Annotated in this window: 21 protein-coding genes; 9 read left to right on the top strand and 12 right to left on the bottom strand. The window is 68.0% G+C overall.

Annotated elements, in window-relative coordinates; genetic code table 11:
* Positions 1 to 328: 328 nt before the first annotated feature.
* Both ABIC66_RS07795 and ligD read left to right on the top strand, forming a co-directional pair.
* Positions 329 to 610, top strand: coding sequence for a hypothetical protein (locus tag ABIC66_RS07795; protein WP_354069141.1), 282 nt, complete (start codon positions 329 to 331; stop codon positions 608 to 610).
* A 4-nt stretch (positions 611 to 614) separates the two neighbouring features.
* Positions 615 to 3,272 (top strand): DNA ligase D, encoded by a 2,658-nt coding sequence (ligD, locus tag ABIC66_RS07790; RefSeq protein WP_354069139.1) that lies wholly within the window; start codon positions 615 to 617, stop codon positions 3,270 to 3,272.
* A gap of 139 nt (positions 3,273 to 3,411) precedes the next feature.
* On the opposite strand, the gene ku is transcribed toward ligD, so the two are convergent.
* From ku to ABIC66_RS07770, 4 genes are all read right to left on the bottom strand, one after another.
* A complete protein-coding gene (gene ku, locus ABIC66_RS07785; RefSeq protein ID WP_354069138.1) occupies positions 3,412 to 4,257 on the bottom strand; it encodes a non-homologous end joining protein Ku in 846 nt (281 codons plus the stop codon).
* Positions 4,258 to 4,313: 56 nt separating this feature from the next.
* A complete protein-coding gene (locus tag ABIC66_RS07780) occupies positions 4,314 to 5,354 on the bottom strand; it encodes a DNA topoisomerase IB (protein ID WP_354069136.1) in 1,041 nt (346 codons plus the stop codon).
* 123 nt (positions 5,355 to 5,477) lie between these two features.
* Positions 5,478 to 8,843, bottom strand: coding sequence for a TonB-dependent receptor (locus tag ABIC66_RS07775; protein ID WP_354069135.1), 3,366 nt, complete (start codon positions 8,841 to 8,843; stop codon positions 5,478 to 5,480).
* 331 nt (positions 8,844 to 9,174) lie between these two features.
* Positions 9,175 to 9,582: a helix-turn-helix domain-containing protein gene (locus tag ABIC66_RS07770; protein WP_291872646.1), complete on the bottom strand. Its 408-nt coding sequence runs from the start codon at positions 9,580 to 9,582 to the stop codon at positions 9,175 to 9,177.
* A 212-nt stretch (positions 9,583 to 9,794) separates the two neighbouring features.
* Between ABIC66_RS07770 and ABIC66_RS07765 the strand changes: the two genes are divergently transcribed.
* Entirely contained in the window at positions 9,795 to 10,832 is a 1,038-nt protein-coding gene (locus ABIC66_RS07765; protein ID WP_354069134.1) for an FAD-dependent oxidoreductase, read from the top strand.
* A gap of 6 nt (positions 10,833 to 10,838) precedes the next feature.
* Positions 10,839 to 12,002 (top strand): acyl-CoA dehydrogenase family protein, encoded by a 1,164-nt coding sequence (locus tag ABIC66_RS07760; protein WP_354069132.1) that lies wholly within the window; start codon positions 10,839 to 10,841, stop codon positions 12,000 to 12,002.
* Positions 12,003 to 12,070: 68 nt separating this feature from the next.
* Here ABIC66_RS07760 and ABIC66_RS07755 read toward each other — a convergent pair whose 3' ends face one another.
* Positions 12,071 to 12,790, bottom strand: a complete 720-nt coding sequence (locus tag ABIC66_RS07755) for an energy transducer TonB family protein (RefSeq protein WP_354069131.1) — start codon at positions 12,788 to 12,790, stop codon at positions 12,071 to 12,073.
* 192 nt (positions 12,791 to 12,982) lie between these two features.
* Between ABIC66_RS07755 and ABIC66_RS07750 the strand changes: the two genes are divergently transcribed.
* Positions 12,983 to 13,858: a transglycosylase SLT domain-containing protein gene (locus ABIC66_RS07750; protein WP_354069129.1), complete on the top strand. Its 876-nt coding sequence runs from the start codon at positions 12,983 to 12,985 to the stop codon at positions 13,856 to 13,858.
* Here ABIC66_RS07750 and ABIC66_RS07745 read toward each other — a convergent pair.
* On the bottom strand, positions 13,855 to 15,036 hold the full coding sequence (locus ABIC66_RS07745) for a CaiB/BaiF CoA transferase family protein (RefSeq protein ID WP_354069128.1): 1,182 nt from the start codon (positions 15,034 to 15,036) through the stop codon (positions 13,855 to 13,857). The genes ABIC66_RS07750 and ABIC66_RS07745 overlap by 4 nt on opposite strands.
* Before the next feature lie 76 nt (positions 15,037 to 15,112).
* Positions 15,113 to 16,906, bottom strand: a complete 1,794-nt coding sequence (locus ABIC66_RS07740; protein ID WP_354069126.1) for an ATP-binding protein — start codon at positions 16,904 to 16,906, stop codon at positions 15,113 to 15,115.
* 153 nt (positions 16,907 to 17,059) lie between these two features.
* Between ABIC66_RS07740 and spbR the strand changes: the two genes are divergently transcribed.
* Both spbR and ABIC66_RS07730 read left to right on the top strand, forming a co-directional pair.
* Complete coding sequence (gene spbR / locus ABIC66_RS07735; RefSeq protein ID WP_354069125.1) at positions 17,060 to 18,193, top strand: pole-localized protein SpbR; 1,134 nt, start codon at positions 17,060 to 17,062, stop codon at positions 18,191 to 18,193.
* Positions 18,194 to 18,254: 61 nt separating this feature from the next.
* Positions 18,255 to 19,019 carry an NUDIX hydrolase gene (locus tag ABIC66_RS07730; protein ID WP_354069123.1) on the top strand — a complete coding sequence of 255 codons (765 nt, stop codon included), beginning with the start codon at positions 18,255 to 18,257 and terminating at the stop codon, positions 19,017 to 19,019.
* Here the strand turns inward: ABIC66_RS07730 and ABIC66_RS07725 are convergent.
* The 4 genes from ABIC66_RS07725 to ABIC66_RS07710 are packed head-to-tail and all read right to left on the bottom strand — an operon-like array spanning position 19,016 to position 22,549.
* Positions 19,016 to 19,666, bottom strand: coding sequence for an ABC-type transport auxiliary lipoprotein family protein (locus tag ABIC66_RS07725; RefSeq protein WP_354069121.1), 651 nt, complete (start codon positions 19,664 to 19,666; stop codon positions 19,016 to 19,018). The genes ABIC66_RS07730 and ABIC66_RS07725 overlap by 4 nt on opposite strands.
* Positions 19,663 to 20,601, bottom strand: coding sequence for an MlaD family protein (locus ABIC66_RS07720; protein WP_354069119.1), 939 nt, complete (start codon positions 20,599 to 20,601; stop codon positions 19,663 to 19,665). Before ABIC66_RS07720 ends, ABIC66_RS07725 begins: the two co-directional genes overlap by 4 nt.
* Positions 20,601 to 21,437 (bottom strand): ABC transporter ATP-binding protein, encoded by an 837-nt coding sequence (locus tag ABIC66_RS07715; protein WP_354069118.1) that lies wholly within the window; start codon positions 21,435 to 21,437, stop codon positions 20,601 to 20,603. The genes ABIC66_RS07720 and ABIC66_RS07715 overlap by 1 nt, the downstream gene beginning before the upstream one ends.
* Positions 21,434 to 22,549: an ABC transporter permease gene (locus ABIC66_RS07710; RefSeq protein WP_354069116.1), complete on the bottom strand. Its 1,116-nt coding sequence runs from the start codon at positions 22,547 to 22,549 to the stop codon at positions 21,434 to 21,436. Before ABIC66_RS07710 ends, ABIC66_RS07715 begins: the two co-directional genes overlap by 4 nt.
* Between ABIC66_RS07710 and ABIC66_RS07705 the strand changes: the two genes are divergently transcribed.
* Together ABIC66_RS07705 and ABIC66_RS07700 are read left to right on the top strand one after the other, a co-directional pair.
* Positions 22,548 to 22,745: a hypothetical protein gene (locus ABIC66_RS07705; protein ID WP_354069114.1), complete on the top strand. Its 198-nt coding sequence runs from the start codon at positions 22,548 to 22,550 to the stop codon at positions 22,743 to 22,745. The genes ABIC66_RS07710 and ABIC66_RS07705 overlap by 2 nt on opposite strands.
* Before the next feature lie 60 nt (positions 22,746 to 22,805).
* The gene (locus tag ABIC66_RS07700; protein WP_354069112.1) at positions 22,806 to 24,365 is read left to right on the top strand and encodes a methyl-accepting chemotaxis protein; all 1,560 of its coding nucleotides are present in this window, start codon (positions 22,806 to 22,808) and stop codon (positions 24,363 to 24,365) included.
* Between the two features lie 3 nt (positions 24,366 to 24,368).
* On the opposite strand, the gene ABIC66_RS07695 is transcribed toward ABIC66_RS07700, so the two are convergent.
* Positions 24,369 to 25,418 (bottom strand): LacI family DNA-binding transcriptional regulator, encoded by a 1,050-nt coding sequence (locus tag ABIC66_RS07695; RefSeq protein ID WP_354069110.1) that lies wholly within the window; start codon positions 25,416 to 25,418, stop codon positions 24,369 to 24,371.
* Positions 25,419 to 25,612: the final 194 nt, after the last annotated feature.

The raw sequence follows: 25,612 nt of genomic DNA, 5'->3' as shown, positions 1-25,612 counted from the left end.
TGAATCAGGGAAGTTCGAGCCTGACGAGGCCGATCGCGTTTGTCACCCGTTAGGGAAGGTTAAAACGCCGATTCATGGGGGCAAAACGCCCGTGGGCCAGGGATTTTCTTGGATTGACCGTTCTCGGAATGGTCAAGTTAGGGGTAACGGCGTTAATTGTGGTCCTAAAAGTAGACCACAGGCCGACTCGCGGGAATGGTGATTCTGCGCGGGAATCGCCCCTGACGGGAAGCCCGCCGAGCACGACACCTCGTTCGCGGCATGAATCGACAAGACCGGAACGCCCTTCAGCCTCCAGCCATTTCTCCTGCACACAGGAGAGAACGCCATGACCGATGTCGACACGGGACAAGATGGGGGTTGGGACGAACAGGACGGCGCAGAAGCGCTGGACGAGGACGTCGTCGGCAAGGACGGCGAGCTGCGCACGTTCGAGGAGCTGCCGGACGTGCTGGACGTGACCCAGGCCGAGGGCGACGCCGATGATGACGACGCTCTGATCGGCGAGGATCTCGACGACGACGAAATTGTCGAGCTGGAGCAGGACAACGATCCTGGCGAGGGCCGCGACGTCGATGACGAGCGGCCGCAAGTCTTCGACGGCGAATAGCGCGATGGCGGCGCGCAAGCTGGCGGCCTACGAGGCCAAGCGCGATTTCGAGCTGACCGCCGAACCGACCGGCGCGGTGGACGTCGCCGCGTCGGAGCGGGCGCGTTTCGTCATCCAGAAACACGACGCCACGCGGCTGCACTACGACCTGCGGCTGGAGCACGAGGGCGTGTTCCTATCCTGGGCCGTGACCAAGGGACCATCGCGCGATCCGCACGACAAGCGCTTGGCCGTCCATGTCGAGGACCATCCGCTGGCCTATGGCGACTTCGAGGGCACGATCCCCAAGGGACAGTACGGCGGCGGCACGGTGATGCTGTGGGACCGCGGCTGGTGGGCGCCCGAGCCCGGCTTCGACGTGGCCAAGGGCCTGAAGAAGGGCGAGATCAAGCTGGTCTTCGCTGGCGAGCGGATGAAGGGCGGCTACGTCCTCGTCCGGATCAACAACGACAAGTTCAGCGGCGGTAAGCGCGAGAACTGGCTGCTGATCAAGCACCGCGACGAGTTCGCGATCGAAGGCGATCTCGACTTCCTCGAGGATACGTCCTTCTCGATCGCCTCGGGCCGGACGATGGAGGAGATCGAGGCGGGCAAGGGTAAGGCGCCGACCCCGTTCATGACCCAGGCGGGGCCGGCGCGGGACGCGGTCTGGAACAGCAAGGGCTCGCCCGAGGCCAGCGGCGAGAAAGCCGCCGAAGAAACCGGCGCGCCGAAGGGCAGCGAGGCCAAGACGAAGCCGAAGGCCGCCTCGAAAGCCAAGGCGGTCAAGAAGACGGCCATGCCCGACTTCGTGCCGCCGGAGCTGTGCAAGCTGGTCGACCGCCCGCCGAATGGCGGCGATTGGGTCCATGAGATCAAGTTCGACGGCTATCGCATGCAGTTGCGGGTCGAAAACGGCAAGGCGGCGCTACGCACCCGCACGGGCCTGGACTGGAGCCACCGGTTTCCCCAGTTGATCAAGGACGGCGCGGCGCTGCCCGATGTCCTGATCGACGGCGAGGTCGTGGCGCTGGACGAGGCCGGTTCGCCGTCCTTCGCCGGCCTGCAGGCCGCCCTGGCCGAGGAGGACACTGGCGACCTGATCTTCTTCGCGTTCGACCTGCTGCACGCCGATGGCCAGGACTTGACCGGGCTGCCGCTGTCGGATCGCAAGAACCGGTTGAAGACGCTGCTGCCCGCCGAAAGCGAGCGCATCCGCTATGTCGAGCACTTCCAGAGCGGCGGCGAGGCGGTGCTGCAGTCGGCCTGCCGGATGTCGCTGGAAGGCGTGATTTCCAAGAAGCTCGACGCGCCGTACCGCTCGGGCAAGAGCGGGGCCTGGACCAAGGCCAAGTGCCGCGCCGGCCACGAGGTGGTGATCGGCGGCTGGACCACGACGGGTGACGCCTTCCGCTCGCTGATCGTCGGAGTCTTTTCGGAAGGTGACCTGGTCCATGTCGGCCGGGTCGGCACGGGCTATGGCCGTGACAAGGTCGCCAAGCTGCTGCCTAAGCTGAAAGCCAACGCCCGCAAGACCTCGCCGTTCGGCGGCAAGGGCGCGCCGCGGGGCGGACCGAACATTCACTGGGTGGAACCCGTGCTAGTGGCGGAGATAGAATTCGCCGGCTTTACGGGAGACGGCTCGGTGCGCCAAGCGTCGTTCAAGGGACTGCGAGAGGACAAGCCCGCCCAGGCGGTCGAGGCCGAGACTCCCGCGCCGGCCGACGAAGTCCAACTGGCCCAGCCGAAGGCGGAGGCCCCGGCCAGGCGCGCGAACGCCAAGGCGTCGGTGTTGGGCGTGGCGATCTCCAATCCCGACAAGCCGCTCTGGCCCGACGCCAGTGATGGCAAGCCGGGGACCAAGCTGGATCTCGCCGAATATTTCGCGGCCGTCGGCCCCTGGATGCTGGAGCATGTGAAGGGCCGTCCGTGCTCGGTGATCCGCATGCCGGACGGGATCGGCCACGAAACCTTCTTCCAGCGCCATTCGGGCAAGGGTGTGTCCGCCCTGATCGACGAGGTCACCGTCAGCGGCGACCGCAAGCCGTACCTGATGTTCAACACGGTCGAGAGCCTGGTCGCCGCTGGCCAGTGGGGCGCGACCGAGCTGCATCCCTGGAACTGCCGTCCCGGCGAGCCGGAGATCCCCGGCCGCCTGGTCTTCGACCTGGACCCCGCGCCAGACGTGCCGTTCGAGGCGGTGATCGAGGGCGCGCGCGAGATCCGCGATCGGTTGGAGGCCCTGGGCCTCGTCCCGTTCTGCAAGACCACCGGCGGCAAGGGGCTGCATGTGGTCACGCCGCTGAAGGGGACGAAGGTGGATTGGCCCGCCGCCAAGACCTTCGCCCGCGAGGTCTGCGCCCGCATGGCCGCCGATAGCCCCGACCAGTACCTGATCAGCATGGCCAAGAAGGATCGAGGCGGGAAGATCTTCCTCGACTATCTGCGCAACGACCGCATGAGCACCGCGGTGGCCCCGCTGTCGCCGCGCGGACGGCCGGGTGCGCCGGTGTCCTGGCCGGTGGCCTGGACACAAGTGCGCAAGGGGCTGGATCCAGCGCGCTTCAACATCCGGACCGCGCCCGGCCTGCTGAAGGATCTCGACGCCTGGGACGCCTATGCGGAGAGCGAGCGGGACCTGGCGCCGGCGATCAAGAAGCTGGGAAGTTCGAAAGCCAAATAGTTCCCCAGCCGTCATACCGCGCTTCATGCGCGGGACCCATTTGTCCGCCGCAATGGCGGAGTGGAAATACGTTCCCACGTGACAGCTGAACCATGGGTCCCGCGCATGAAGCGCGGGATGACGGGAAAAGGGAAGGAAATCAGCCCGCTTTCTTCCTCGCCGGCGCCGCCTTCGCCGGAGCCTTTTTCGCCGCCGCCTTGGCGGGCGCCTTGCCGAGGCTGTTGCGCAGGGCTTCCATCAGATCGACGACGTTGGTGTCGTCGGGCTCTTCCGGCGCGGTCACCTTCCGGCCCTTGCCCTTCTGCTTTTCCTTGATCAGCGCGCGCAGGGCGTCCTCGTAGCGGTCGTTGAACTGCTCGGGATCGAACGGGCCTTCCTTCTGCTCGATGATCTTCTGAGCGATCTGGATCATCGCCGCGTCGGGCTTCTTTTCCGGGATCGCGTCGAAGTACGACGCCGCGTCGCGGACCTCGCGGCGGGTGCGCAGGGACCAGGCGACCATGCCGTTGTCGCGCGGCTCGATGGCCAGCAAGCGTTCGCGCTGGTGCATGACGACGCGGCCAAGGGCGACCTGGCCTTCCTTGGTCATGGCTTCGCGGATCACGCCATAGGCCTCGGCGGCCAGCTTGCCGTCGGGGACCAGGAAGTAGGGGTTGTCCCAATAGAGACGGTCGATCTCGCTGGCGGGAACAAAACGCTCGATGTCGATGGTGCGGGTGCTTTCCAGGCGGACGCTGTCGATCTCGTCCTGGGTGATGACGACGTACTCGCCCTTCTCGTACTCATAGCCCTTGACGATGTCGGCGCGCTCGATGGGGCCGAGGTCCGGGTCCGTCGGGATCATCCGGATCCGGTTGTGGGTCTTCTTGTGCAGCATGTTGAAGTGCACGTCGCCGCGCGAGTCCGTGGCGGTATACATGGCGACGGGGCAGGTCACGAGCGACAGGCGCAGGTGGCCCTGCCAGGTGGGACGGCCAGCGGCCATGGGCGTTTTTCTCCAATAGACCGGACTCAACGGCGCGGGTCCGGCCGCCGTTCCCGTCAGGCTTGAGCGCAAGACGCTTGGGCGGCTTCCAGGAAGCGGATCACCGCCAGTTCGAAGGCGCGTTCCGAACGGCCGGGCTTCAGCGGCAGGACGCCCTGCTGGTAGGCCTCGAGCACCAGCGGATGGATGTACGAGCCCCGGCACACGGCGGCGGTGTTGCCCAGCAGGCCGGCGACGGCCTTGACGCAGGTGTTGACGTTGCGCTTGGCCTCGGTGGCGCTGCTGGCCTTCGGAACGATGCAGAGGGCCCGGGCGGCGGCCAGGGTGCCGGCCCAGGTGCGGAAGTCCTTGGCCGAGAAGTCCGCGCCCATCGCCGCGCGGATATAGGCGTTGACGTCGGCGGACTCGACTGTGCGCCGCTGGCCGTCGTCATCGAGATATTGGAACAGGCGCTGGCCTGGTATGTCCTGGCAGGCCTTGACGATGCGGGCCAGGCGGCGGTCGCGGAAGCCTGTCGTGTGGACCTTGCCGCTCTTGCCCTTGAACTGGAATGTGCCGCCGACGCCGGACAGCTTGGCGTGCCGGTCGCGCAGGGTCGTCAGGCCGAAGCTCTTGTTCTCCTTGGCGTAGGCCTCGTTGCCGACCCGGATCAGGGTCAGTTCCATCAGTCGAACCACCGCGGCGACGACCTTCTCGCGCGGCAGGCCTCGGCGAGCCAGATCCTTCTCGACACGGGCCCGCAGCCGGGGCAGGGCGCGGCCGAACGCGATCATGCGCTCGAACTTCAGGCCGTCGCGGTCGCGCCGCCAGGCGTCGTGATAGCGATACTGCTTGCGGCCTTTCTGGTCGCGGCCGGTCGCTTGAATATGGCCACGCGGGGAGGGGCAGATCCAGACCTCGGTCCAGGCCGGCGGAATGGCCAGGACACGGATGCGCTCCAGCGTCTCGGGATCGCGTATCGGATGGCCGGCCGGATCGCGATAGTCGAAGCCGGCCTTGGCCTGGACGCGTCTTATGCCCGGATCATCGTCATTGACGTAGGAGAGGCCAGGAGAAAGGCCCGCCGGCGTCGTCAGATCGACCGCGTCGCGAGCCATGTCCGCCTCCCTCATAAGCACTCCGTTGCAGGATCAACGGCGCGTGGGAGGACGCGGTTCCGGCCACGAAAAAGGCCCGCGACGCGAACGCCGCGGGCCCGATTTCCGTCGCCAGATCTACGATTAGAACTCGTAGCGCAGCGAGACCTGCATGTACCACAGCGACAGGCCCGTATTGCGGGTCTTGGTCACCGAGGTCGGGACGCTGGAATAGCGGTAGCGGAGGCAGGCGGATTCACTGGTCGTGGCCAAGGCGCCTTTCTCGTTCAAGCAATCGACGCGTGCCAGGGTGTTGATGTCGTTGTATTCCGACACCAGGCCCCAGTCGCGCTTGATCAGGTTCAGCAGGTTGCGGACATCGACCTGAACCTTCAGCTTGTGGCCGTTGATCAGGGTCGGCAGCTCCTGGCTGAACTGGGCGTCCAGGCGGTTCACCGGGGCATTGGTGTTCGAGTTCTTCGTCACCAGGCCGGTCGGCAGGTTGAACTGCGTCACGTATTTCTTGAACAGAGTCAGGTCATTCGCGGTGGCGAAGGTCACCAGGCCGTAGTCCAGGCCGCTCGCGCCGCCGTTGCCGCTGAGGTCCGGCACGTACAGCATCTGGGCGGTGCGGTTGACACCAAACACTTGGCTGCGGCCCGACTGGCGGTCCTGCATGTAGAAGCCGAACGGACGGCCGTCCTGACGCTCGGCGAAGAGCGTCACGCGGGTTTCGTTGTCGCCGAAGAACTTCTTCCGATAGCTGAACTCGGCCTTGTAGCGGTTCTTGATCTCGTAGACCGAGCGGCCGAGGTAGTCGCGGTTGGGGTCCATGCCGGCGGCGACGCCGCCGTACAGCGAACCCGCCGTGGTGCCGAAGAACAGGCCGGCGTTGATGTCGTTCATGTTCTGGCGGGCATAGCCCAGCGAGAAGTCGCCGCCCCAGCCGAAGCGTTTGGAGATCTGGGCGCTGGCTGTCCAGCTGTCGCCCTTGTCGGCGTTGGTGACGATGACGTCGCGGTTCGAACCGAGATTGGTCGTCGACTTGCCGGGCGTGGTGGCGGCCAGGCCGTCATAGCGGATCCGGCCGTCGGGCAGGTACTGCTGGACGCCGTTGATCATCAGCGGCTGGGCGCGGCTGTCGTAGTAGGTGATCTCGTTCTGGGCCTGGGTGGCGATGTAGTTGACCGTGGCGGTCCAGCCATCGGTCCACTTGCCCGCGCCGCGCCATTCACCCGACAGGTACAGTTTCCATTGGCCCGGCATCTCGAAGCTGGGCGACAGGGCGATGGCCTCGCCCAGCGGCGGGATCGCCGGCGCGCCGGCCAGGGTGCCTTGCTGCAGCTGCTGCACGATCGTCGGGACGGCCAGGCCGAACTTGGGATCGGTGTTCAGGCCATCCAGCGCCGTTGAACCGATCGCCTGGGTAAAGCCCGGCGTGCCGCCGGTCTCCGTGAAGGTCCCGTTGCTGTTGCGCTGGATCGTGACCTGGGTGGTCGCGTAGCCGGTGTTGTAGAACGAGATGCCGGTCAGCACGTCTGGCGAGCCGCCGGCGAACAGGCCGAAGCCGCCGGTGAACCGCAGGTTGTCGGTCGCCTTCCAGTCGGCCGAGACGCGCGGCATGAAGACATGCAGGCCGTCGATGGTCTTCTGGTTGGTGAAGCCATTCCGGGCCGTGAAGTTCGGGTTCAGGATCGGGCGGTCCGGCTCGTCGTACCAGTCGAAGCGGAAGCCGGCCGAGACCTGCAGATTGTCGGTGATGTCCAGGGTGTCCTGGGCGAAGCCCGAATAGGTCCAGTAAGTGCTGTCGAACGCCGCGGCGTTCGGATTGCCGGTCACCGAGTTGGCGTAGATCAGCTGGCTGGCCTTGCCGGCCTGATAGTCGGCGATCGAGTCGAAATAGTACTGGCCGCGTGAGTTCGGGACGAACACGTCGAAGACGTCGGCCTTGCGGGCCTGAGCGCCGACCTTGAAGCGGTTCTCACGCCAGCTGTATTCGGCCACGGCTTGGTAGCGCGTCTCCTGCTCGTCCAGCGCGTTGGCGTGGCGGAACTGGTCGGGGCCGAACACCACTTGCGAGAAGCCGGCGGCGCAGCTGGTCAGGGTTGCGTCCGAGGTCAGGGCGGAGCAGATGCGCACGTCCGAGAAATTCTGGCCGCCCGGCGGGTTCTGGCCGTTGCGGTAGTCGCGATAGGTGGCCTTGACCGTCGTGGCCAGATTGTCGGTCCAGTTGGAGTGGATTTCCAGGGTCGTGGCTTCGTCGCTATTGGCCTGCTGGTACCAATGCGAGAACAGCGACGCGGTCGCCGCGCCCAGGTCAGTGCGCTGGAACGAGCTGCTTTCGGCGTAGCGGTAGGTCAGGCTGGCGCGATGCTTGTCGCTGATGTTCCAGTCGATCTTGGCCGAGTACTTCTTGTCGGTGACCGGCGCGGTCAGCGGGATGCCGCCCAGGCTGTAATCGCTGGCGTAGTTGTTGTTGTAGGTGTTGACGATCGAGTCGATCGTCGTCTGCGTGAGGCCGTTCGAGAAGGTGTTGACCGCGCCGGAGCCCGGCGCGCCGAACTGGGTGGTGTCCAGGGTCTTGTAGGTCTCGTAGCTGACCGCGAAGAACAGCTTGTCCTTGATGATCGGGCCCGACAGGAACCCGCCGTAGTTCTTCTGGCTAATGGTCTGAGGCACGCGGGTCTTGCTGTAGTGGCGGCCGACCATGCCCTCGTTCAGATAGTTGGTGAACGCGACGCCGTGGAAGCTGTTGGCGCCCGAACGCAGCACCAGGTTCAGGGCGCCGCCGACGAAGTCGCCGTTCTCGACGTCCGTCGGCACCGCCGCGACGGAGAACTGCTCGACCGCGTCCAGCGTCACGGGGCCGCGCGCGGTGCTCATGCCGCCCTGAGCAAGGCCAAAATTGTCTTGGGCCGAGACGCCATCGACCGCCAAGCGGTTGAAGCGCGGGTTCGAGCCGGCGATCGAGATGCCGCCGCCGTTGGTGCCGGCGCGGCCGCCGCTGAGGTCCTGGGCCACCAGGATGTCGCGGCGCGCGAAGTCGCGTGGATCGCGGGTCACGGCCACGACCGAGTTCAGGTCGTCGCGGTTCAGGACCGTCTTGGGCCCTTGGTCATTGTTGGCGCGGCTGGCGGCCGAGACCACGATCGCCTCGACCTGGGCGCTGTCGCCGAGCTCGACGTCTAGGTCGGTGGTCTTGCCCAGGCTCAGGAACAGATCCGTGAAGGTCTTGGACCCGCCGTCGGGCGTCGTGACCGTCACCGTGTACGGACCGCCTACGCGGAGGCCACGCGCATCGAAGGCGCCGCTGCCGCCGGTCATGGTCGCGCTGCGGGTGCCCGAAGGCGTGTGCAGGACGGTGACGCTGGCGTTCGGCACAGCGATGCCACCGTTTGTCACCTGACCATGAAGGGAGGCGGTGGTCTCCTGAGCGTAGGCCACGCTCCCCATCGCCATTGTCATGGCGCCCAGGGCGGCTCCCGCCGCCAATCGCTTCATCGAAACCATCTCATTCCCCCTTATTGCGCGACGGCGCCGGACAGTCGCTCGGCGGCCATCATGGCGGCGCGTCATGGCGAGTCCGACACAGCCTTGCAACGGTACAAAGACGCAGAGACGAAAACGCCGGGATCGGAGGGCCGCCTGCCTGAGAATTGGACGGCATCCGGCATCCAACGTTCGTTCACTAGGCGCGTGCGACGATACCGCCTCTCCGAAGTAAGGCTTTACTTCGTGTGCGGAGAGTTTCGCCGAGCGAGTCGCTCAATTTCCGCGCAAACAAAAGCCCACGTCGCCGAGGCGGACGCGGGCTCATGGTTCGGCTATGGCGGCTTGGGGCCTAAGGAGCCTCGTCGTCCACCATGGCGCGGACGAGGTCTACGACCCGGCGGCGCAGGCGGCGGTCGGCCAGGCGCGGGAACAGGCTGGCCAGTTCCAGGCCTTCCGGCGTGGAGACGAATTCGGTCATGCGCTGTGCGAAACCGTCGTCGATGCCGCCATCGGTTTCGTCCAGGCCTTCGAAGAAGTAGGACACCGGAGCCTGCAACAGCTTGGCCGCGTCGTACAGCTTGCTGGCGCTGATGCGGTTGGCGCCACGTTCGTATTTCTGGATCTGCTGGAAGGTGATGCCGAGGGCGTCGGCGACCTGGGTCTGGCTGAGACCCATCATCTTGCGGCGAATTCTCAGCCGGGCCCCCACATACAGATCAACGGGGTGGGCCGGTTCGACTGCGGGTCGATCATTCATCCGCCTGTATTCCCTCCAACGCCGCGAGGCGGCCTCATGCTAATCTTAACGGATATAGACCGAGCTTGGCTGCGCCGTCACGCCCGGGCGTGCGCGGAACGGGTCATCGCGCCAATGTGTCGCGGCTGGCATTCCGTCGGTAACGACGAGCCGGATGCCTCGATCGCGGCTCGGGACTTGACGTCGAGGCCCGCGAAAGGTGTCTGCGCGCCATGAAAGTTCATTCGGGCGCGCGCGTCGCCGTGGCCGGGGCCGGGGCGTTGGGTTCAGCGGCGGCGCTGCGCCTGGCCCGGGCGGGGTTCGCCGTCACCGTCTTCGATCCGGCCCCGCTGGGCGCCAACGCCTCCGGGGTGGCGGCCGGCATGCTGGCGCCGGTCAGCGAGGCCCTGTTCGACCCCGCCTCGCGCGATCACCTGCCCTTGATGCGTCGCGCCCGCGACCTGTGGCCGGCCTTCGCCGAGGCGCTGGGACTGGAGATCGTCCGCGCCGGCGTGCGAATCGAAGGCTCTCGTGCCTGGCGCGATCAGGTCGGAAGTCGTCTGAACGATCTGGGCCTGTCGGCCGACGAAGCGATCGCCGAGGACTGGCGGATCGAGTCGCGACTGGCGCTCGAGGCCCTGCGCGCGGCCGCCGCGGCGGCGGGCGCGCGGTTCGAGGCGACGACGGTCGAGTCGTTCGCGCCGGGCGCTCTGCGGCTCGCCGACGGACGAACGGAGGCCTTCGATGTCCTGGTGCTGGCCACCGGCCCGGGCGCGCGCGACGGCCGGTTGGCGCCCGAGACCAGGGCCCTGGCGCCGATCAAGGGCCAGATTCTGCGGACGGCCGCTCTAGACGCCGACCAGATGGTCGTGCGCGGCGAGGGCGTCTATCTGGCGCCGGGCAAGACCTTGGCGGTCGGCGCCACCATGGAGACGGGTCGCGACGACCTCGCGCCCGACGCCTCGGCCACCCAAGCCCTGAGGGCGGCGGCGCGGGCCCTACGGCCGGATCTCGATCTCGATCGCGCCCAGGTCGAGGTCGGGGTGCGCGTCACCACGCCCGACGGCCTGCCGCTGGTGGGCTGGAGCAGGGCGCCTGGCGTGCTGCTGGCGGTGGGCGCGCGGCGCAACGGCTGGCTGCTCGCCCCGCTTGTGGCCGACATGGTCGCGGCGTATCTGAATGGCGATAACCCGGGCCCCGACGCCGCCGCCATGCGCGCGCGCCGCTTCGAGGAGCCCGAGGGCGATAAACAAGAACGCGCAGGGGAGTAGGGCCGGATGTCTGGATTCTGGTTGACCGAAGAGCAGGAAGCCATCCGCGAGGGCGTGGCCAAGGTGTGCGCCGCCTTCGACGACGAATACTGGCGCCGCACCGACGAGACCGGCACCTTCCCCGAGGCGTTCGTCGCCGCCATTGCTCAAGGGGGATGGCTGGGCGTGGCCATGCCGGAAAGCGTCGGCGGCGCGGGCCTGGGCCTGACCGAGGCCGCGGTGATGATGCAGACCGTGGCCCAGTCAGGCGCCGGCTTCTCGGGCGCCAGCGCTATCCACCTCAACATCTTCGGCCCGATGCCGCTGGTGAAGTTCGGCACCGACGAGCAGCGCGAGCGCCTGCTGCCGCGCTTGATCTCGGGCGAGGACAAGATGTGCTTCGCCGTCACCGAGCCCAATTCGGGCCTCGACACGTCCAGCCTGGAGACGCGGGCCGAGAAGGTCGATGGCGGCTATCGTCTGAATGGCCGGAAGATCTGGACCACCGGCGCCCAGCGCGCCAACAAGATCCTGATCATCGCCCGCACCACGCCCAAGGATCAGTGCGCCAAGCCGACCCAAGGCCTGTCGCTGTTCTATACCGACCGCGAGAAGATCGAGGCCAAGCCGATCCCGAAGATGGGCCGGAAGGCCGTCGAGTGTAACATGCTGTTCATCGAGGACCTGTTCGTTCCGGCCGAGGATCTGGTCGGCGAAGAGGGCAAGGGCTTCCAATACCTGCTGCATGGCCTGAACCCCGAGCGGGTGCTGTTCGCCGTCGAGGCCATTGGCCTGGGCCGCGCGGCTCTGGCCAAGGCGACCACCTACGCCAACGAGCGGATCGTGTTCGGCCGGCCGATCGGCAAGAACCAGGGAGTGGCTCATCCGCTGGCCAAGTCGTGGGCCGAGCTGGAGGCCGCCAACCTGCTGGCCTTCAAGGCCGCCGCTCTCTACGACGCCGGTAAGGAGTGCGGGGCCGAGGCCAACGCCGCCAAGTACCTGGGCGCCGAGGCGGGCTTCCACGCTTGCGAGAATTCCGTCCTGGCCCACGGCGGCATGGGCTACGCCAAGGAATACGACGTCGAGCGCTACTTCCGCGAGTCGATGATCGCCCGCATCGCGCCGGTCAGCCGCGAGATGATCCTGAACTTCATCGCCGAGCGCGTGTTGGGCCTGCCCAAGAGCTACTAGACAGGAAAATGGCCGGGTCGCGGAAGGCTGTGCGACCCGGCCGCCGTTTCAACGCTGGAGGATGGGCTCTAGGCGCCCGCGTTGAACCGGATCGGGATGCGCACGGTCGCGCCGTCGACCGCCTCGCCGTTCTCCATCTGCGGCTTCATCTTGAAGAAGCGCGAGACCTTGAGCGCCGCGTTGCCGAAGCCCTCGTCGACCGGGGTTTCGGCGACCACCGAGCAATCGCGGACCGCGCCATTGACCGCCACCACGCAGTTCAAGGTCGCCGAGCCCGACAGGCCGCGCCGCTGGGCGCTTTCCGGATAGTAGCGCGCCATGTCGTCGGCCGACGGCAGCTTCAGCCAGTTGGCGCGCGTGATGACCTTGGGCTGCGGCGCGGGCGGGGACGGAGGCGCGGGCGGCGTCGGGTTCAGGGTGGTGATCGGACCCGTGGCTGGCGGGCCGTCCGTCCTGATGGCCGGATCGACGGGCAGGGGCGGGGGCGTCTCGAGCGGTGTCGGGACCGGGGTGTGCAGCTTGGGCGCGGCGCTCGGCGGCGGCTTGTCCGTCGGCGGGGGAGGGGGCGGCGGCTTCGGCGGCGTGTAGAGCGGCTGCAGCAGGAAGCCTTTGTCCTCGACCACCGTGGGCGGCGGCGTGACGTATTTCTGGTAAGCCAGATAGCCGATCAGCGCGATGTGCGCTGCCGCCGAGACGGCGATGCCGACCACCAACACCTTCGAGGGTTTGCGCGGCGCGTCGTCCAGGCCGGGAATGCCGGAGCCGTTGGGGTGGAGAGCCAGGTTCATGTCGATCTCCTACGCGAATTACGTCTGTACGATCAGGTCAGCACGCCCGGCCTCGGCTGTAAATTGACAATCGTAATCTCCATGGCGATTTTTCTTACACTTGTAAGATCGGGTGCGGCATCTCGTCTCCGGACCGCGCTGGGCGGACGTGGTTAATTGCGAATTAACCATAGTCGCCGACTCCTGAGGCCCATGCCCGCCGTCAGTTCCATTCGCAGCGTCGTCGAGTCGGCGATCCAGCGCGCTTCCAGCGCGACGGGCGTCGATTTCACGTTCCTGATGGGCACGGCCAAGCGCGAAAGCGGCTTCAATCCGGCCGCGAGAGCGCGGACGTCGTCGGCCTCGGGCCTATTTCAGTTCGTCGACCAGACCTGGCTGTCCACGCTGAAGAAGCACGGGGCCAAGTACGGCTACGCTCGTTACGCCGATCTGATCAGCCAGGGCGCCGACGGCCGCTACCGCGTCGACGGCGACGAGGCCCGCAAGGCCGTGCTTGGCCTGAAAGCCGATCCGCACGCGGCCTCGCTGATGGCCGGCGAACTGGCCTCCGATCACGCCTCGTACCTGCGGGGCCGGGTGGGCCGCGATCCTACGGCCGGCGAACTCTACGCCGCCCACTTCCTGGGGCCCAAGGGCTCGGCGCGCCTGATCGAGGCGGCCACCGCCTCGCCCGGCGCCAGCGCCGCGGCCATGTTCCCGGACGCCGCCCAGGCCAACCGTTCGATCTTCTACAAGGAGGGCCGCGCCGCCACCGTCGGCGAGGTCTACGCCAACCTGACCAAGACCGGCGGCGCCACCCGAGTCACCGACCCCTCGCCGGTTCAACCGAGCGAAGGCGACCAGGGCTTCATGCAGTACGCCGGCGGCCGCCGCCTGGAGCGCATCCGCCAGCAGGAAGCCATGGTCGACCTGATCCTTCGCGGCTCGCAGGAGGTCGGCAACCCGTTCGGCGACTCCTCGTTGGGCGGTTCGAGCATGGGCGGCGGTCAACGCCTGGCCAGCTCGATGTTCTCGGCCGAGATGCTGCGCGTGCTGGCCGACGCCAATGACAAGGTCAAGCAGCGCTAGCCTGTCGTTAGCGCGGCCACCCGATCCTCGTCCCATCCCAGTTCCCGGAAGACCGCCGCCGTATCCGCGCCCAGCTTTGGCGCCGGACCGCGCGGGCCGTCCCGTGCGCCCGGGAAACGAGCCGGGGCGGCGGGGGCCTTGAAGGTCCCTCCCGCGCCGTCAGGCGTGTCGACGAAACAGCCCGCCGCCTCGGCCTGGGCGTCAGCCGCCAACTCGCGCGGGGTCTGGTAGGGCGCCCAGGTGATGTCGCCGGCGTCCAGAGCTTGGGCGGCCTGTGGATAACTCATGGCCCCGAACGCCTCGTCCAGAATGTCGACCAGGGCCTGGCCATTCTCCCGCCGGGCCTTGGCGGAGGCGAAGCGCGGATCGTCGACCAGTTCGGACCGGCCGGCGGCGGCGGCGATGCGCGGCCAGTCGACCGAGCCCTGGCGCGGCAGCAGGCAGATCCAGCGGCCATCGGCGGTCTTGTAGAAATTGGCCAGGGGCTGTACCGCCTCGCGCCGGCCGCGCGTGGAGGCCAGCTTCCCGAAGCGTAGCTGGATCGCCATGTCCGAGCCGATCGCATAGACGCCGGCGCGCAGCAGCGAGGTCTCTACCAGCCGGCCGACACCCGTCCGCTGGCGCTCATGGACGGCCGCCAGGATCGCCGAGACCGTGGCCAGCGAGGTGACGTGGTCGCCCATGCCGGTGCGGATCGGGAAGGGCTCCTGACCCTTGGGCGCGGTGATCGACCCCACACCCGCGCGCGACCAGAATGCCGCCACGTCCATGCCCGGCTTGTCGGCGTCGGGGCCCGTCAGGCCATAGCCGGTCAGGCTGCAATAGATCAGGCGCGGATTGATCGCCTTCAGCGTCTCGAAGTCGAGGCCGGCGCGGGCCAGGGCGGCCGGGCGGACGTTGGTCAGGAAGATGTCGGCGGTGGCCGCCAAGGCCTTCAACGCCTCGCGACCCAGGTCGGAGCGGATGTCCAGAACCACCGCCCGCTTGCCGCGGTTGTCGAGCTCGAAGATCGGATTGGCGTCCTGGTCGGAGCCGATGGTGTCGAAGAAGCGCCGCATCGGGTCGCCCTCGGGCGACTCGACCTTGATCACGTCGGCGCCCCAATCGGCCATGATCCCGGCCGCGCCAGGAGCGGCGATATAGGTCGCCAGCTCGACGACCCGCAGTCCTTCCAGCATGGCGTCCTCCCGCTTATCGTTGCGGGAACCATGAGGGAGGGCGGACCATGGGGGAAGGCTTACCTTGCGGCGCCCTTTAGGCGGCTTCGGCCTTGAGGTCCCGCCGCTCCAGCGAGGCCGCGTCGGCCAGGGCGCGGGCCACGGCGGCGACGCTGACCGGCTTGCGCAGGACGATGTCGGCCCCGGCGTTCAGGAATTCCGAAGCCTCATCGCCATCGCCGTCGATCATCGCGACGATCGGCGCATCGCGGTTGGGACCGTCGGTCTCGCGTAGGATCGCCGTCGCGGCGGCGCCGTCCATGATCGGCATGCGATGGTCCAGCATCAGCAAGTCGAACTCGGCGATCTTGGCCAGGTCCGAGGCGCGGCGGCCATTCTGGGCGTGGACCACCTGGTGGCCCAGTTGCTCCAGGACGGCGCGCAGCATGGCCGCGTTCAGGGCGTCGTCCTCGGCGATCAGGATGCGCAGCGATCGCGGCGCGCCGGGCGCTTCGACCATGGCGGTTTCCAGGTCCTGCTCGAACTCGCACTCGGCGGCGGCGTCGAAGGGCAGGGTCAGGGTGAAGCAGCTGCCGACGCCGACCGCGCTACGAGCGTCCAGCGCGCCGCCCATCAGCCGCGCCAGCTGGCGCGACAGCGACAAACCTAAGCCCGCGCCGTTGACGCCGGCGCCGGTGCGCTCGACCCGGCGGAAGGGCTCGAACGCCTGCTCCATCTCCTCGGCCGACAGGCCAGGACCGGTGTCGGCGACCTCGATGGCGACCAGCCCGTCGCGCAGCTCGAGGCGGACCTCAATCCGGCCGCGGACGGTGTATTTGACGGCGTTGCCCAGCAGGTTGGCGATGATCTGGCGGGTGCGTAGCGCGTCGGCGATCGTCGCCCCCTTGTCGCGGCCACGCAGCAGCGGATCGACGTGGACCGTCAGTTCCAGCCCCTTGGTCGCCGCGTGCGGCTTGTCCAGCAGCACCAGATCCTGGACCAGGCGTACCGGATCGAACGGCTGGGTCTCGACCTGGAGGCGGCCGGACTCGGCGGTCTCGGAATCGAGCGTGGCGTTGAGGACCGCGATTAGGTCCTGGGCGGCGTCGAGGGCGGCGTTCAGCTGCTCGCGCGACGGCGCGGCGCGGCCGCCGCGGCCGGCGGCGGCGGCCAGCACGTGGGTGACGCCGGTCAGGCCGTTGCGGATCTCGTGGCTGAGGGTGGCGACGATGTCCGATTTCGAACGGGCGGTGCGTTCGGCCGCCTCCAGCACCCGCAGGCGCTCGTCGACCAGGTGCTCGTGAGCCACGGCCAGGTCATGCTGGCGGCGGAACATGCGGTTGAGGATCAGCGCCAGGGTGAGGGCCAGGGCCAGGGCGCCCCAGGTCACCTGGCCGGCCTCGCGGCCATCCGGATGCGAGAAGCGGGCGATCAGCGGGCCGGCGGCGGCGATCGGGGCGACGATCAGCAGGCTGGGCAGATACGGCGCGGAGAAGAAGGCGCACAGCACCGCGCCGGCCGTGGCTAGCATCAACAGGGGGTCGCGCGCCGGCCCCGCGCCTTGGGCGAAGGCCGAGATCTGCACGACGGTCAGCGCCCAAAGCACGCCGCAGAGCACCTGAACCCGCGCCCGACGGTTAAGATCTTGCGACGCTTGGTCGCGCAACCAGTTCACGGTGGCGTAGAAGACGCCCCAATTGATCGCGAACAGCGCGAAGCTGGCGCTTAGCCAGACGCGATTGGCGGCGAGGGATCCGACCCAGACGAAGAAGGGCAGGCTGACCGCGAAAACCCCAAGCGCATAAGGCAAAAGCGCGGACTGGGCGTCCAGCGCCTTGGCCAGTTGGGCGCCGTCCGTCGGGCTCTCTTTAGGGCGGCGGTCGGCCAACAAGCTCGCGCTCCTCGTGGTTGAGGGCGAACCTTAGTCGAGCGTGGTTTGTACCCGGTTACGGGACATCGTTAATCCACAGCTTCCTGGCGCAAACAATCATTAAGCCTAACCGCCGAGGATGCGACTCCAAGCATAGCTCCGGGCGGGCGAACCATGGCCACCACACGCGCTGCACTCACCGAATCCGACATCCGCATGCTCGTGAAGGGCGCGACGGCGGACGAGCGCGCCCTGGCGGCGCACAAGTTGTGTCGCAACATCGACCGCGCCGTCCTCGGCGAGAACGAGCGCCAGATCGCGCACGACATCCTGCGCGTGATGGCCGCCGACGCCGCCGAGCTGGTCCGCCGGGCCCTGGCCGTCACCCTGAAGAACTCCGTGGCCCTGCCGGCCGACGTCGCCAACCGCCTGGCCCGCGATGTCGAGAGCGTCAGCTTGCCGGTCATCAGCTTCTCGCCGGTTTTTACCGATGCGGATCTGGCCGAGATCGTCCGCGTGGGCGGCCCGTTGCGCCAGATGGCGGTAGCCAAGCGTCCGAAACTGTCGGCGCGCATCACCACCATGCTGGTCGAACAGGCTCCCGAGGACGTGGTCGCCACCGCCTGCGCCAACGACAACGCCCGCTTCTCGGAAGTGACGCTGCAGAAGGCCCTGGACCGCTTCGCCAAGTCCGAGCAGGTGCTGCAGGCCGTCGCCTATCGGACCGCCCTGCCGCTGTCGGTCTCCGAGCGCTTAATCGACATGGTCGGCGACCAGTTGCGCGACCACATCCTGGCCAACCATGCGCTGTCGCCCGAACGGACCCTGGAGCTGATCGTCGGCGCCAAGGAGCGGGCGACGATCGATCTGGTGGATCAGGCCGGCCGCACCGCCGATCCCAAGGCCTTCGTCGCGCACCTGAACAGCGTGGGCCGGCTGTCGCCTTCGCTGCTGCTGCGCGCCCTGGCCCACGGCCACATGACCTTCTTCGAATGGGGCGTGGCCGAGCTGGCCGGCGTGCCGCACCACCGCACGTGGCTGATGATCCACGACGCCGGCGACCTGGGCCTGAAGGCGATCTGCGAGCGCGCCGGCCTGCCGCCGCGTCTGCTGTCGGCCTTCCGCGCGGGCGTCGACGCCTTCCACGGCCTGGAGTTCGACGGCGGGACGCACGATCGCGAACGCTTTCAGGAGCACATGATCCAGCGCTTCCTGACCTCGCCCCACGCGGTCTCGCGCGAGGACAGCGAGTATCTGCTGGAGCGTATGGACCGCAGCGCCAACAAGCGTCGCGCCCAATCGGCTTGACCGTCTAACACCTGTTCGAACAGGTCTGGGCAAGGCCGCGCGCCGGCGCCAGACTTTCAGGATGTCCGACTCCGCACCGGGCGCGATCCGCCCCGCCGCTACCATACTGCTGTTGCGAGACGCGCCGGCGTTCGAGGTGCTGATGGTCAAGCGACACCATCAGATCGACTTCGCGGCCGGGGCCTTGGTGTTCCCGGGCGGCAAGAGCCACCAAGGGGACAGTGACCCGCGATGGCGGGAGCTGGCGTTAGGTTTCGACAGTTTGACCGAGGACGCGGCCGCCCTGCGCATCGCCGCCATCCGCGAAGCCTATGAGGAGGCCGGCGTCTTGCTGGCCCGCGATCGGGATGGGACCTTCTACGCTGGCGAGGCGGCCAAGGATGTCCGCGCGGCGGTGGCCGAGGACAAGGTCGCCTTCATCGACGTGGTCGAGGATCTGGGGCTGAAGCTGGACCTCTTGGCCCTGACCGTCTTCGCCCGTTGGATCACCCCGAAGCTTATGCCCAAGCGGTTCGACACCTGGTTCTATGTCGCCCACGCGCCATTGGCCCAGCAGGCGATCTGCGACGGCCACGAGGCGGTCGACGCCGAATGGATCGCGCCAGGCCTGGCGCTGGAGCTGGCCGCGTCGGGCGCGCGCAAGGTGATCTTCCCCACGCGCATGAACCTGCAGCTGCTGGCCGAGAGCGCCAGCCCCGCCGACGCCGTGGCGCGGGCGGGAGCGCGAGATCTGGTCACGGTCGAGCCGTGGATCGACGGACCCGTCCTGAGGATCCAGGAGAACGCGGGCTATGGTCCCGTGACGGAGCCGCTGGACGCGCTCTAACCTTTCAGGCCCGGGCCGGCCGCGTTGACCCAGGTGACGACCTGGCCCAGCACCTGGGCCACGGCCTGATCGTAGGCGGGCACGATGGCCGAGACCCGGTTGTCGGCGGCCTTCACGCGGGCTTCGAAGACCTGGTCGCCGACCAGGGCGCGGTCCTGGTTGCGGTTCAGCACGCCACGCACCCGCACCACCACTTCCGGCGCGGCCTTGGGGCCGTTGACATAGTCGGTCTCGAAGGTCCGCACCTCGAGGCGCAGCACCAGGTCGGCCTTGGCTACCTCGCCGCGGCCGATCAAGCGGGCCCGGCCGGGGTCGTTCTCGAAGGCGCGGGCGACCGCTTCCTCGAACAACACGAAGGCCGGCGAGACCCAGCGCGCGTCGGCGATATAGGCCACTTCGCCGTTGGTGCTGGTCATGATGCGATCGCCGGCGGCGGCGCGCGTGAAGGCCGACGGGGCCTTCAGCACCCCGAACATGGCGCCGGGCGGACCCTTGGCGACGCTGACGTCGCTCTCGCCGAAGCGGTAGAGCGTCGAAGGCTTGGCCTTGGGGAAGACGCTGATACACCCAGAGAGGCTGGCGGCCAGGGCGGCGACGGCCAGGACGCGTCCCGCGCTCTTGGCGGCGTTGCGGATCATCGGGCTCACGGCTTGACCTCCACTTCCTTGGCGGGCGGCTTGCCGACCACGCCTCGGGGGTTCTGTTCGACGTCGGCGACCAGGCGATCCAGGGACTCGGCGGCCGACTGCAGGGTGACGATGGCCGCCGACAGCTGCGGCAGGCCGGTGGTGGCGAAATCGCTGGTCGGGCCCTCGAGCTTCGAGACCATGCCGCGGGCGTCCTTGGCCGCGCCCTTCAGCTCGGCCGCGGCGTCGCCCAGTTCCTTCAACGTCCGCTTGGCGTCGCCGTCGACCAGGCCGTTAGCGCTCTTGGAGAGCTCGGTGATCGACTGGGCCGTCTGGTCGATGCTCTGCAGCGTCTTCTGGGCGTCGGCGATGATCTCCTTGCGCTCGCGCAGCTCGGCGGTCACGGCCTGCACGTCGCTGAGCGAGGCGCTGAAGGTCTTGATGTTCTTGTCGGACAGCACGCGGTTGACGCGGTCCAGCGCCTCGATGGTCCGCGTCAGCACGGTCCCGCCGCCCTCCAGCAGGTCGGACAACGCGCTGCGCTGGCTGCGCAGCACCGGCACCTTGCCGTTCTTGACGGTGTCCTTCAGCAGCTCCTTGTTCGGCGAGCCGGCGGTGATCTGGACGTAGTTGACGCCGGTGATGCCCTGCGGCTCCAGCGTGGCGTAGCTGTCGACCTTGATCGGCACGTCCGAGGTGACCCGGGCGCGGGCGATCACGCGGTTGGGGTCGCTCTTGTCCAGCTCGATGCGCGAGACCTCGCCGACCTTGATGCCGTTGAAGTGGACCTCGCCGCCTTCGGAGAGGCCGCGGACCGGACCGACGAACAGAATGTCGTAAAGGTCGTAGTCGCGCGTGAAGCTGACCTTGGCCAGCCAGACGACGAAGATCACCAGGCCCATGAACAGGGCCAGGGATATGGCCCCGACCAGGGCGTAGTTGGCGTTTCTTTCCATCAGACGTCGGTCCTCGCCTTGGCCGGATCCTCGGAGGTCGCGGCGGCGCGTCCCCGGGGGCCCAGGAAGTATTGCTTGATCCAGGGATGATCCGAACGCTCGAGCTCGCGTACGGGCGCCACGGCCACCACCTTCTTGTCGGCCAGGACGGCGACGCGGTCGGTGATGGCGTAAAGGCTGTCCAGGTCGTGGGTGATCATGAAGACGGTCAGATCCAGGCTGTCGGACAGGTCCTTGATCAGGGAGTCGAACGCCTCGGCGGCGATCGGATCGAGGCCGGCGGTAGGCTCGTCCAGGAACAGCAGCTCGGGATCCATGGCCAGGGCCCGGGCCAGACCCGCGCGCTTGCGCATGCCGCCCGACAGCTCGGCGGGCTTCAAGGTCGCGGCGCGGGCGGGCAGGCCGACCATGGCGATTTTCAGCTCGGCCAGTTCCTCGACCTCGCGCCGGGGCAGGCGGGTATGCTCGAACAACGGTGCGGCGACGTTCTCGCGGACGGTCAGGTTGGAGAACAGCGCCCCCTGCTGGAACAGTACGCCCCAGCGCCGCTCGACCGACGACCAACGCCGCCGCGAAGCCGTGCGCATGTCGCCGCCGAACAACCGCACCGTCCCGCCGTCGGGCGCCTTCAGGCCGATGATGGTGTTCAGCAGCACCGACTTGCCGGTGCCGGAGCCGCCGACCACTCCCAGCACCTCGCCCCGCTCGACCTTGAGGTCCAGCCCGTCGTGCACGACGTTATCGCCGAACGAGGAGACCAGGCCTCGGACCTCGATCGGATAACGCTCGGCCTCGGCTGTGTCGATCGACGACGGCGGGGGGGCGGGGCTGGTCATATGTCCAGCTCCATATAGATCAGGGCGAAGACCGCATCGATCAGGATGATGGCGAAGATGGCGTGCACCACCGCGGCCGTCACCCGCCGGCCCAGGGACTCGACGTCGTTGCCGACTTCCATCCCCTGGCGGCAGCCAATGGCGGCGATGACCATCGCCATGACGGGGGCCTTGGAGAGGCCGATCCAGAAATGGGTGGCCCCGACATAGTCGATGATCCGCTGCAGGAAGAAGGTCGGCGACAGGTCCAGCACGACCCACACGACCAGGATGCCGCCCGCCAAGCCGGCGATGGTGGCCACGAAGGTCAGCAATGGGATCGTGAAGAGCAGGGCCGCGAACCGGGGCAGCACCAGGGCTTCATAGGGATCCACGCCCATGACCTGCATGGCGTCGATCTCCTGGTTCATCTTCATCGAGCCGATCTCGGCCGCGAAGCTGGAGGCCGAACGACCGGCCAGCAGGATGGCGGTGATCAGGATGTTGAACTCGCGCATCACCGAGATGCCGATCAGCTCGACGGAATAGACCTGGGCGCCGAAGTCGGTGAGCATGTTGGCGCCCAGCAGGGCCACCACCGCGCCGATAAAGAAGGTGGTGGTCGCCACGATCGGCATGGCGTCAAGCCCGGCGCGCTCGCACAGAGCGACGATCGGCGCCCAGCGGATACGGCGCGGATCGGCGAAGCTGCGCCCCAGGGCCACCAGCAGGTGTCCAAGGAACACCATGGTGTTGTAGCCGTCGGAGAACAGGCCGAAGACCCCGTGGCCGATCCGTTCCAGCAAGGCGTGGAGGCCGCCGGGCCGCACGGTGGGCTCGGGCTCGACCTGGATCGCGGCGCCGACCAGCTCCAGCAGGCGAGAAACCTCGCGGCGCGCCTGGACGTGCTGGGTGTCCAACCGATCGCCGGCGGCGCGCAGGATGGCGTAGGCGCCGGCGGTGTCGCAGCGATTGACGCCCATCAGATCCAATGCGAGCGCCCGCCGGTCCGAAAGCGCCTGGGCCAGGCGCAGACCGGCGTCGAACAGACCCCGCGCGGTCCAGTCCCCCGACAGCACGGCCGTCGATCGGCCGTCCTGCTCGGTCAAGGTGAAGTCCGCCGGAAGCGCCATGAAGTCCTTGGGTGTCTTTACGCGACTATATCCAAGCCCCGCCGTGGACCTGACAAGTCCAAAACGCGCCAAGGCGCAGCTTGGTTCTATTCACGGCCAGATCGTGGCCGCGGTCCCGGAAAATCGGGCCATTCCGCGCAGCGCGACCGATGGTGCGGCCACGCGGCGCATCGTGCCGAACTTCAATCTTGGTTAACAGATTCCGGTCACGAACATGGTCAACCAAATCTTACCATCGAGTCGGAGTTCCGGACGCATGAGCGCGCACACGAAGCTGGATCAGCGGATGGCCTTCATGCGTTTCGACGAGCGCTCGCGGTCGGCCCTGCGCGCGATCAAGCCCGTGATCGACGCCGAGATCGGCGCGGCTCTAGGCAAGTTCTACGGCCAGGTCCGCACCTTCCCCGAGACGCGCGGCAAGTTTCGTGACGATAGCCACATGGCCGGCGCCGAGCGCGCCCAGGCCGCCCACTGGCGCCGGATCGCCCAGGCCGACTTCGGCGACACCTATGTCCGTGACGTCGAGCGCATCGGCCGCGCCCACGTCGACGCCGACCTGCAGCCGCAGTGGTACATCGGCGGCTATGCGCTAGTCGCCGAGGAGCTGATCCGCGCCGTGGTCGCCAAGCGCGCCAAGGGCCTGTTCAACGGCGCCAAGTCCGACGCCGAGCTGGCCGACGGCCTGTCGGCCCTGACCAAGGCCGTCTTCCTCGACATGGAGCTGGCCATCTCCAGCTATCTTGGCGTGCTGCAGGAAGAGCGCGACGCCCTCGAGGCCGAACGCGAAGCCGCCGAGCTCCGCCAGGCCCAGACCGTCAAGGCGATCGGCGAGGCGCTGTCGCGCTTGGCCGCCGGCGATCTCTCGGCACGCGTCGAGGGCGACCTGGCGCCTGAATTCCAAACGCTCAAGGTCGACTTCGAACAAGCCGCTGGCGCCCTGGCCGAAGCGATGCGCGCCGTCGAGCACTCGGCCGGCGGCATCCGCTCGGGCGCCGACGAGATCGCCCGCAGCGCCGAGGATCTCTCGCAGCGCACCGAACAGCAGGCCGCCACGCTGGAAGAGACGGCCGCGGCCGTCGAGGAACTGACCGGCGCCGTTGGCAAGACCGCCAAGAGCGCTCGCGAAGTGTCCTCTCGCGTCGGTGAAGCCTCGGCCGAGGCCGAGCGCTCGGGCCAGATCGTCACCCGCGCCGCCGAGGCCATGACCAAGATCGAGGCCCAGTCGCAGCAGGTGAACCAGATCCTGGGGATGATCGACGAGATCGCCTTCCAGACCAACCTGTTGGCCCTGAATGCCGGCGTCGAAGCGGCTCGCGCCGGCGACGCGGGCAAGGGCTTCGCGGTCGTGGCGCAAGAAGTGCGGGCCCTGGCTCAGCGCTCGGCCGAGGCCGCCCGCGAGATCAAGTCGCTGATCACCGAGTCGAGCCGCCAGGTCAGCGAAGGCGTCGACCTCGTCGGCCAGACGGGCGAGTCCCTGCGCGGCATCGTCGACAAGGTCGAAGGCATCAACGAACTGGTCAACGCCATCGCCGCCTCGGCCAGCGAACAGGCCACCGCGCTGGGTCAGGTCAATTCGGCCGTGAACCAGCTGGACCAGGTGACCCAGCGCAACGCCGCCATGGTCTCGCGGTCGACCGAAGCCACCCACGCTCTGCGCGTCGAGGCCGCCGACCTGTCGAACCGCGTCAGCGCGTTCCGCCTCGGCTCGCGTCCGCAGACCCAGAGCTTCCAGTCGACCTATCAGGAACGACCGGCCGAGAACCCCGTACATGCCGCCCGAGCCCGCGTGGCCGCCTTCGCGCGGCCGGGCCGATAGGGTCTAGCGCGGCGGCGTGGCCGTCGAGGCGCGGTGGATCAGCTCGAAGGGCAGAAGCTCGTCGATCGGCCGTTCGGGCGGATCGTTGCTCTTGGCTTGGGCGATCAGCAGCTTGGCGGCCACCGAGGACATTTCGGCCACGGGCTGGCGCACGGTCGTCAACTGCGGCCGGCTGAAGCGTGAGCTGGGACTGTCGTCGAAACCCGCCACGGAGATGTCGCCGGGAATCATCAATCCGGCTTCGGCGATCGCGGCGATGCAGCCCAGCGCCATGTCGTCGTTGCTGGCGAAGATCGCCGTCGGGCGGTCGGGCAGGGCCAGCAGCGCCTTGGCCTGTTCCAGGCCGGACTGGAACGTGAAATCGCCCTGGCGCACCAGCCCCTCGGCCACGGGCAGGCCGCGCGCCTTCATGGCTTCCAGATAGCCCTCGCGACGGGCCTGGCTGGCGCCGTAGCGCGGCTCGCCGACGATGAAGCCGATCCGCTTGTGGCCGAGGCCGGCCAGGTGGGCGGTCATCTCGCGGGCGGCCGCGACGTCGTCCATGTGCACGCGCGGACCCTGGCCGCCGCGCTCCGGACCGACGCGGACATAGGGTGTGCCAGCCTTGTCCAGCAGTTCCAGCACCACCTCGTTATCCGAAGAGGGCGGCGTCAGGATCACGCCGTCGGGCTTCAGGGCGGCCAGCAGGGCGGCCACCTCCTGGCGGACCTGCGGGCCCTCGTGGTCGATCAGCTCGATCAGCAGGTGATAGCCGGCGTCGCGGCATTCCAGCGTCGCGCCCAGCTGGATGCGGCTCAGATAGTCGGCGCCGCGCTCGCTACGCCAGTGGTCGATGGTCAGGGCCGCGTCGACGAAGACGGCGATCACGAAAGAGCGCGAGCCGGCCAGGCTGCGCGCCGACAGGTTCGGGCTGTAGCCGAGGTCGCCCGCGGCGGTGAGCACGCGTTCGCGCATGGCGGGCCGAACGTTCGGCTCGTTGTTCATCACCCGCGAAACGGTCTTGATCGAGACGCCCGCTCGCGCGGCGACGTCGTAGATCGTCACCGAAGCCATCAGTTCGCCCCGACTTCCATTAGACTCACGCCCATTCGCCCAACCTAGAGCCTGTCCGCGCCAGAAGGAAACTCCCTGCTTAACCCTACGCGCCCCTTGTGCGGCGCCGTGGGCCCGGCCACTGTCGACCTCGACGCGGCGCAAGACCGCGCGGAGCCCGCTTGTTTCCGATGGAATCATCGGAAACGGATGAG

It is taken from the genome of Caulobacter sp. 1776, from assembly GCF_040545685.1.
Classification (GTDB): domain Bacteria; phylum Pseudomonadota; class Alphaproteobacteria; order Caulobacterales; family Caulobacteraceae; genus Caulobacter.
This window is presented reverse-complemented; position numbering and strand designations above follow the sequence as displayed.

Bases quoted from the DNA above. Each gene is read 5' to 3' on its own strand.
- ABIC66_RS07695 (WP_354069110.1), bottom strand. From the start codon at position 25,418: ATGGCTTCGGTGACGATCTACGACGTCGCCGCGCGAGCGGGCGTCTCG.
- ABIC66_RS07760 (WP_354069132.1), top strand. From the start codon at position 10,839: ATGTCTGGATTCTGGTTGACCGAAGAGCAGGAAGCCATCCGCGAGGGC.
- ABIC66_RS07770 (WP_291872646.1), bottom strand. From the start codon at position 9,582: ATGAATGATCGACCCGCAGTCGAACCGGCCCACCCCGTTGATCTGTAT.
- ABIC66_RS07705 (WP_354069114.1), top strand. From the start codon at position 22,548: ATGAAGTCCTTGGGTGTCTTTACGCGACTATATCCAAGCCCCGCCGTG.
- ABIC66_RS07780 (WP_354069136.1), bottom strand. From the start codon at position 5,354: ATGGCTCGCGACGCGGTCGATCTGACGACGCCGGCGGGCCTTTCTCCT.
- ABIC66_RS07745 (WP_354069128.1), bottom strand. From the start codon at position 15,036: ATGCTGGAAGGACTGCGGGTCGTCGAGCTGGCGACCTATATCGCCGCT.
- ABIC66_RS07765 (WP_354069134.1), top strand. From the start codon at position 9,795: ATGAAAGTTCATTCGGGCGCGCGCGTCGCCGTGGCCGGGGCCGGGGCG.
- spbR (WP_354069125.1), top strand. From the start codon at position 17,060: ATGGCCACCACACGCGCTGCACTCACCGAATCCGACATCCGCATGCTC.
- ABIC66_RS07795 (WP_354069141.1), top strand. From the start codon at position 329: ATGACCGATGTCGACACGGGACAAGATGGGGGTTGGGACGAACAGGAC.
- ku (WP_354069138.1), bottom strand. From the start codon at position 4,257: ATGGCCGCTGGCCGTCCCACCTGGCAGGGCCACCTGCGCCTGTCGCTC.
- ABIC66_RS07750 (WP_354069129.1), top strand. From the start codon at position 12,983: ATGCCCGCCGTCAGTTCCATTCGCAGCGTCGTCGAGTCGGCGATCCAG.
- ABIC66_RS07720 (WP_354069119.1), bottom strand. From the start codon at position 20,601: ATGGAAAGAAACGCCAACTACGCCCTGGTCGGGGCCATATCCCTGGCC.
- ABIC66_RS07700 (WP_354069112.1), top strand. From the start codon at position 22,806: ATGAGCGCGCACACGAAGCTGGATCAGCGGATGGCCTTCATGCGTTTC.
- ABIC66_RS07775 (WP_354069135.1), bottom strand. From the start codon at position 8,843: ATGGTTTCGATGAAGCGATTGGCGGCGGGAGCCGCCCTGGGCGCCATG.
- ligD (WP_354069139.1), top strand. From the start codon at position 615: ATGGCGGCGCGCAAGCTGGCGGCCTACGAGGCCAAGCGCGATTTCGAG.
- ABIC66_RS07755 (WP_354069131.1), bottom strand. From the start codon at position 12,790: ATGAACCTGGCTCTCCACCCCAACGGCTCCGGCATTCCCGGCCTGGAC.
- ABIC66_RS07730 (WP_354069123.1), top strand. From the start codon at position 18,255: ATGTCCGACTCCGCACCGGGCGCGATCCGCCCCGCCGCTACCATACTG.
- ABIC66_RS07710 (WP_354069116.1), bottom strand. From the start codon at position 22,549: ATGGCGCTTCCGGCGGACTTCACCTTGACCGAGCAGGACGGCCGATCG.
- ABIC66_RS07715 (WP_354069118.1), bottom strand. From the start codon at position 21,437: ATGACCAGCCCCGCCCCCCCGCCGTCGTCGATCGACACAGCCGAGGCC.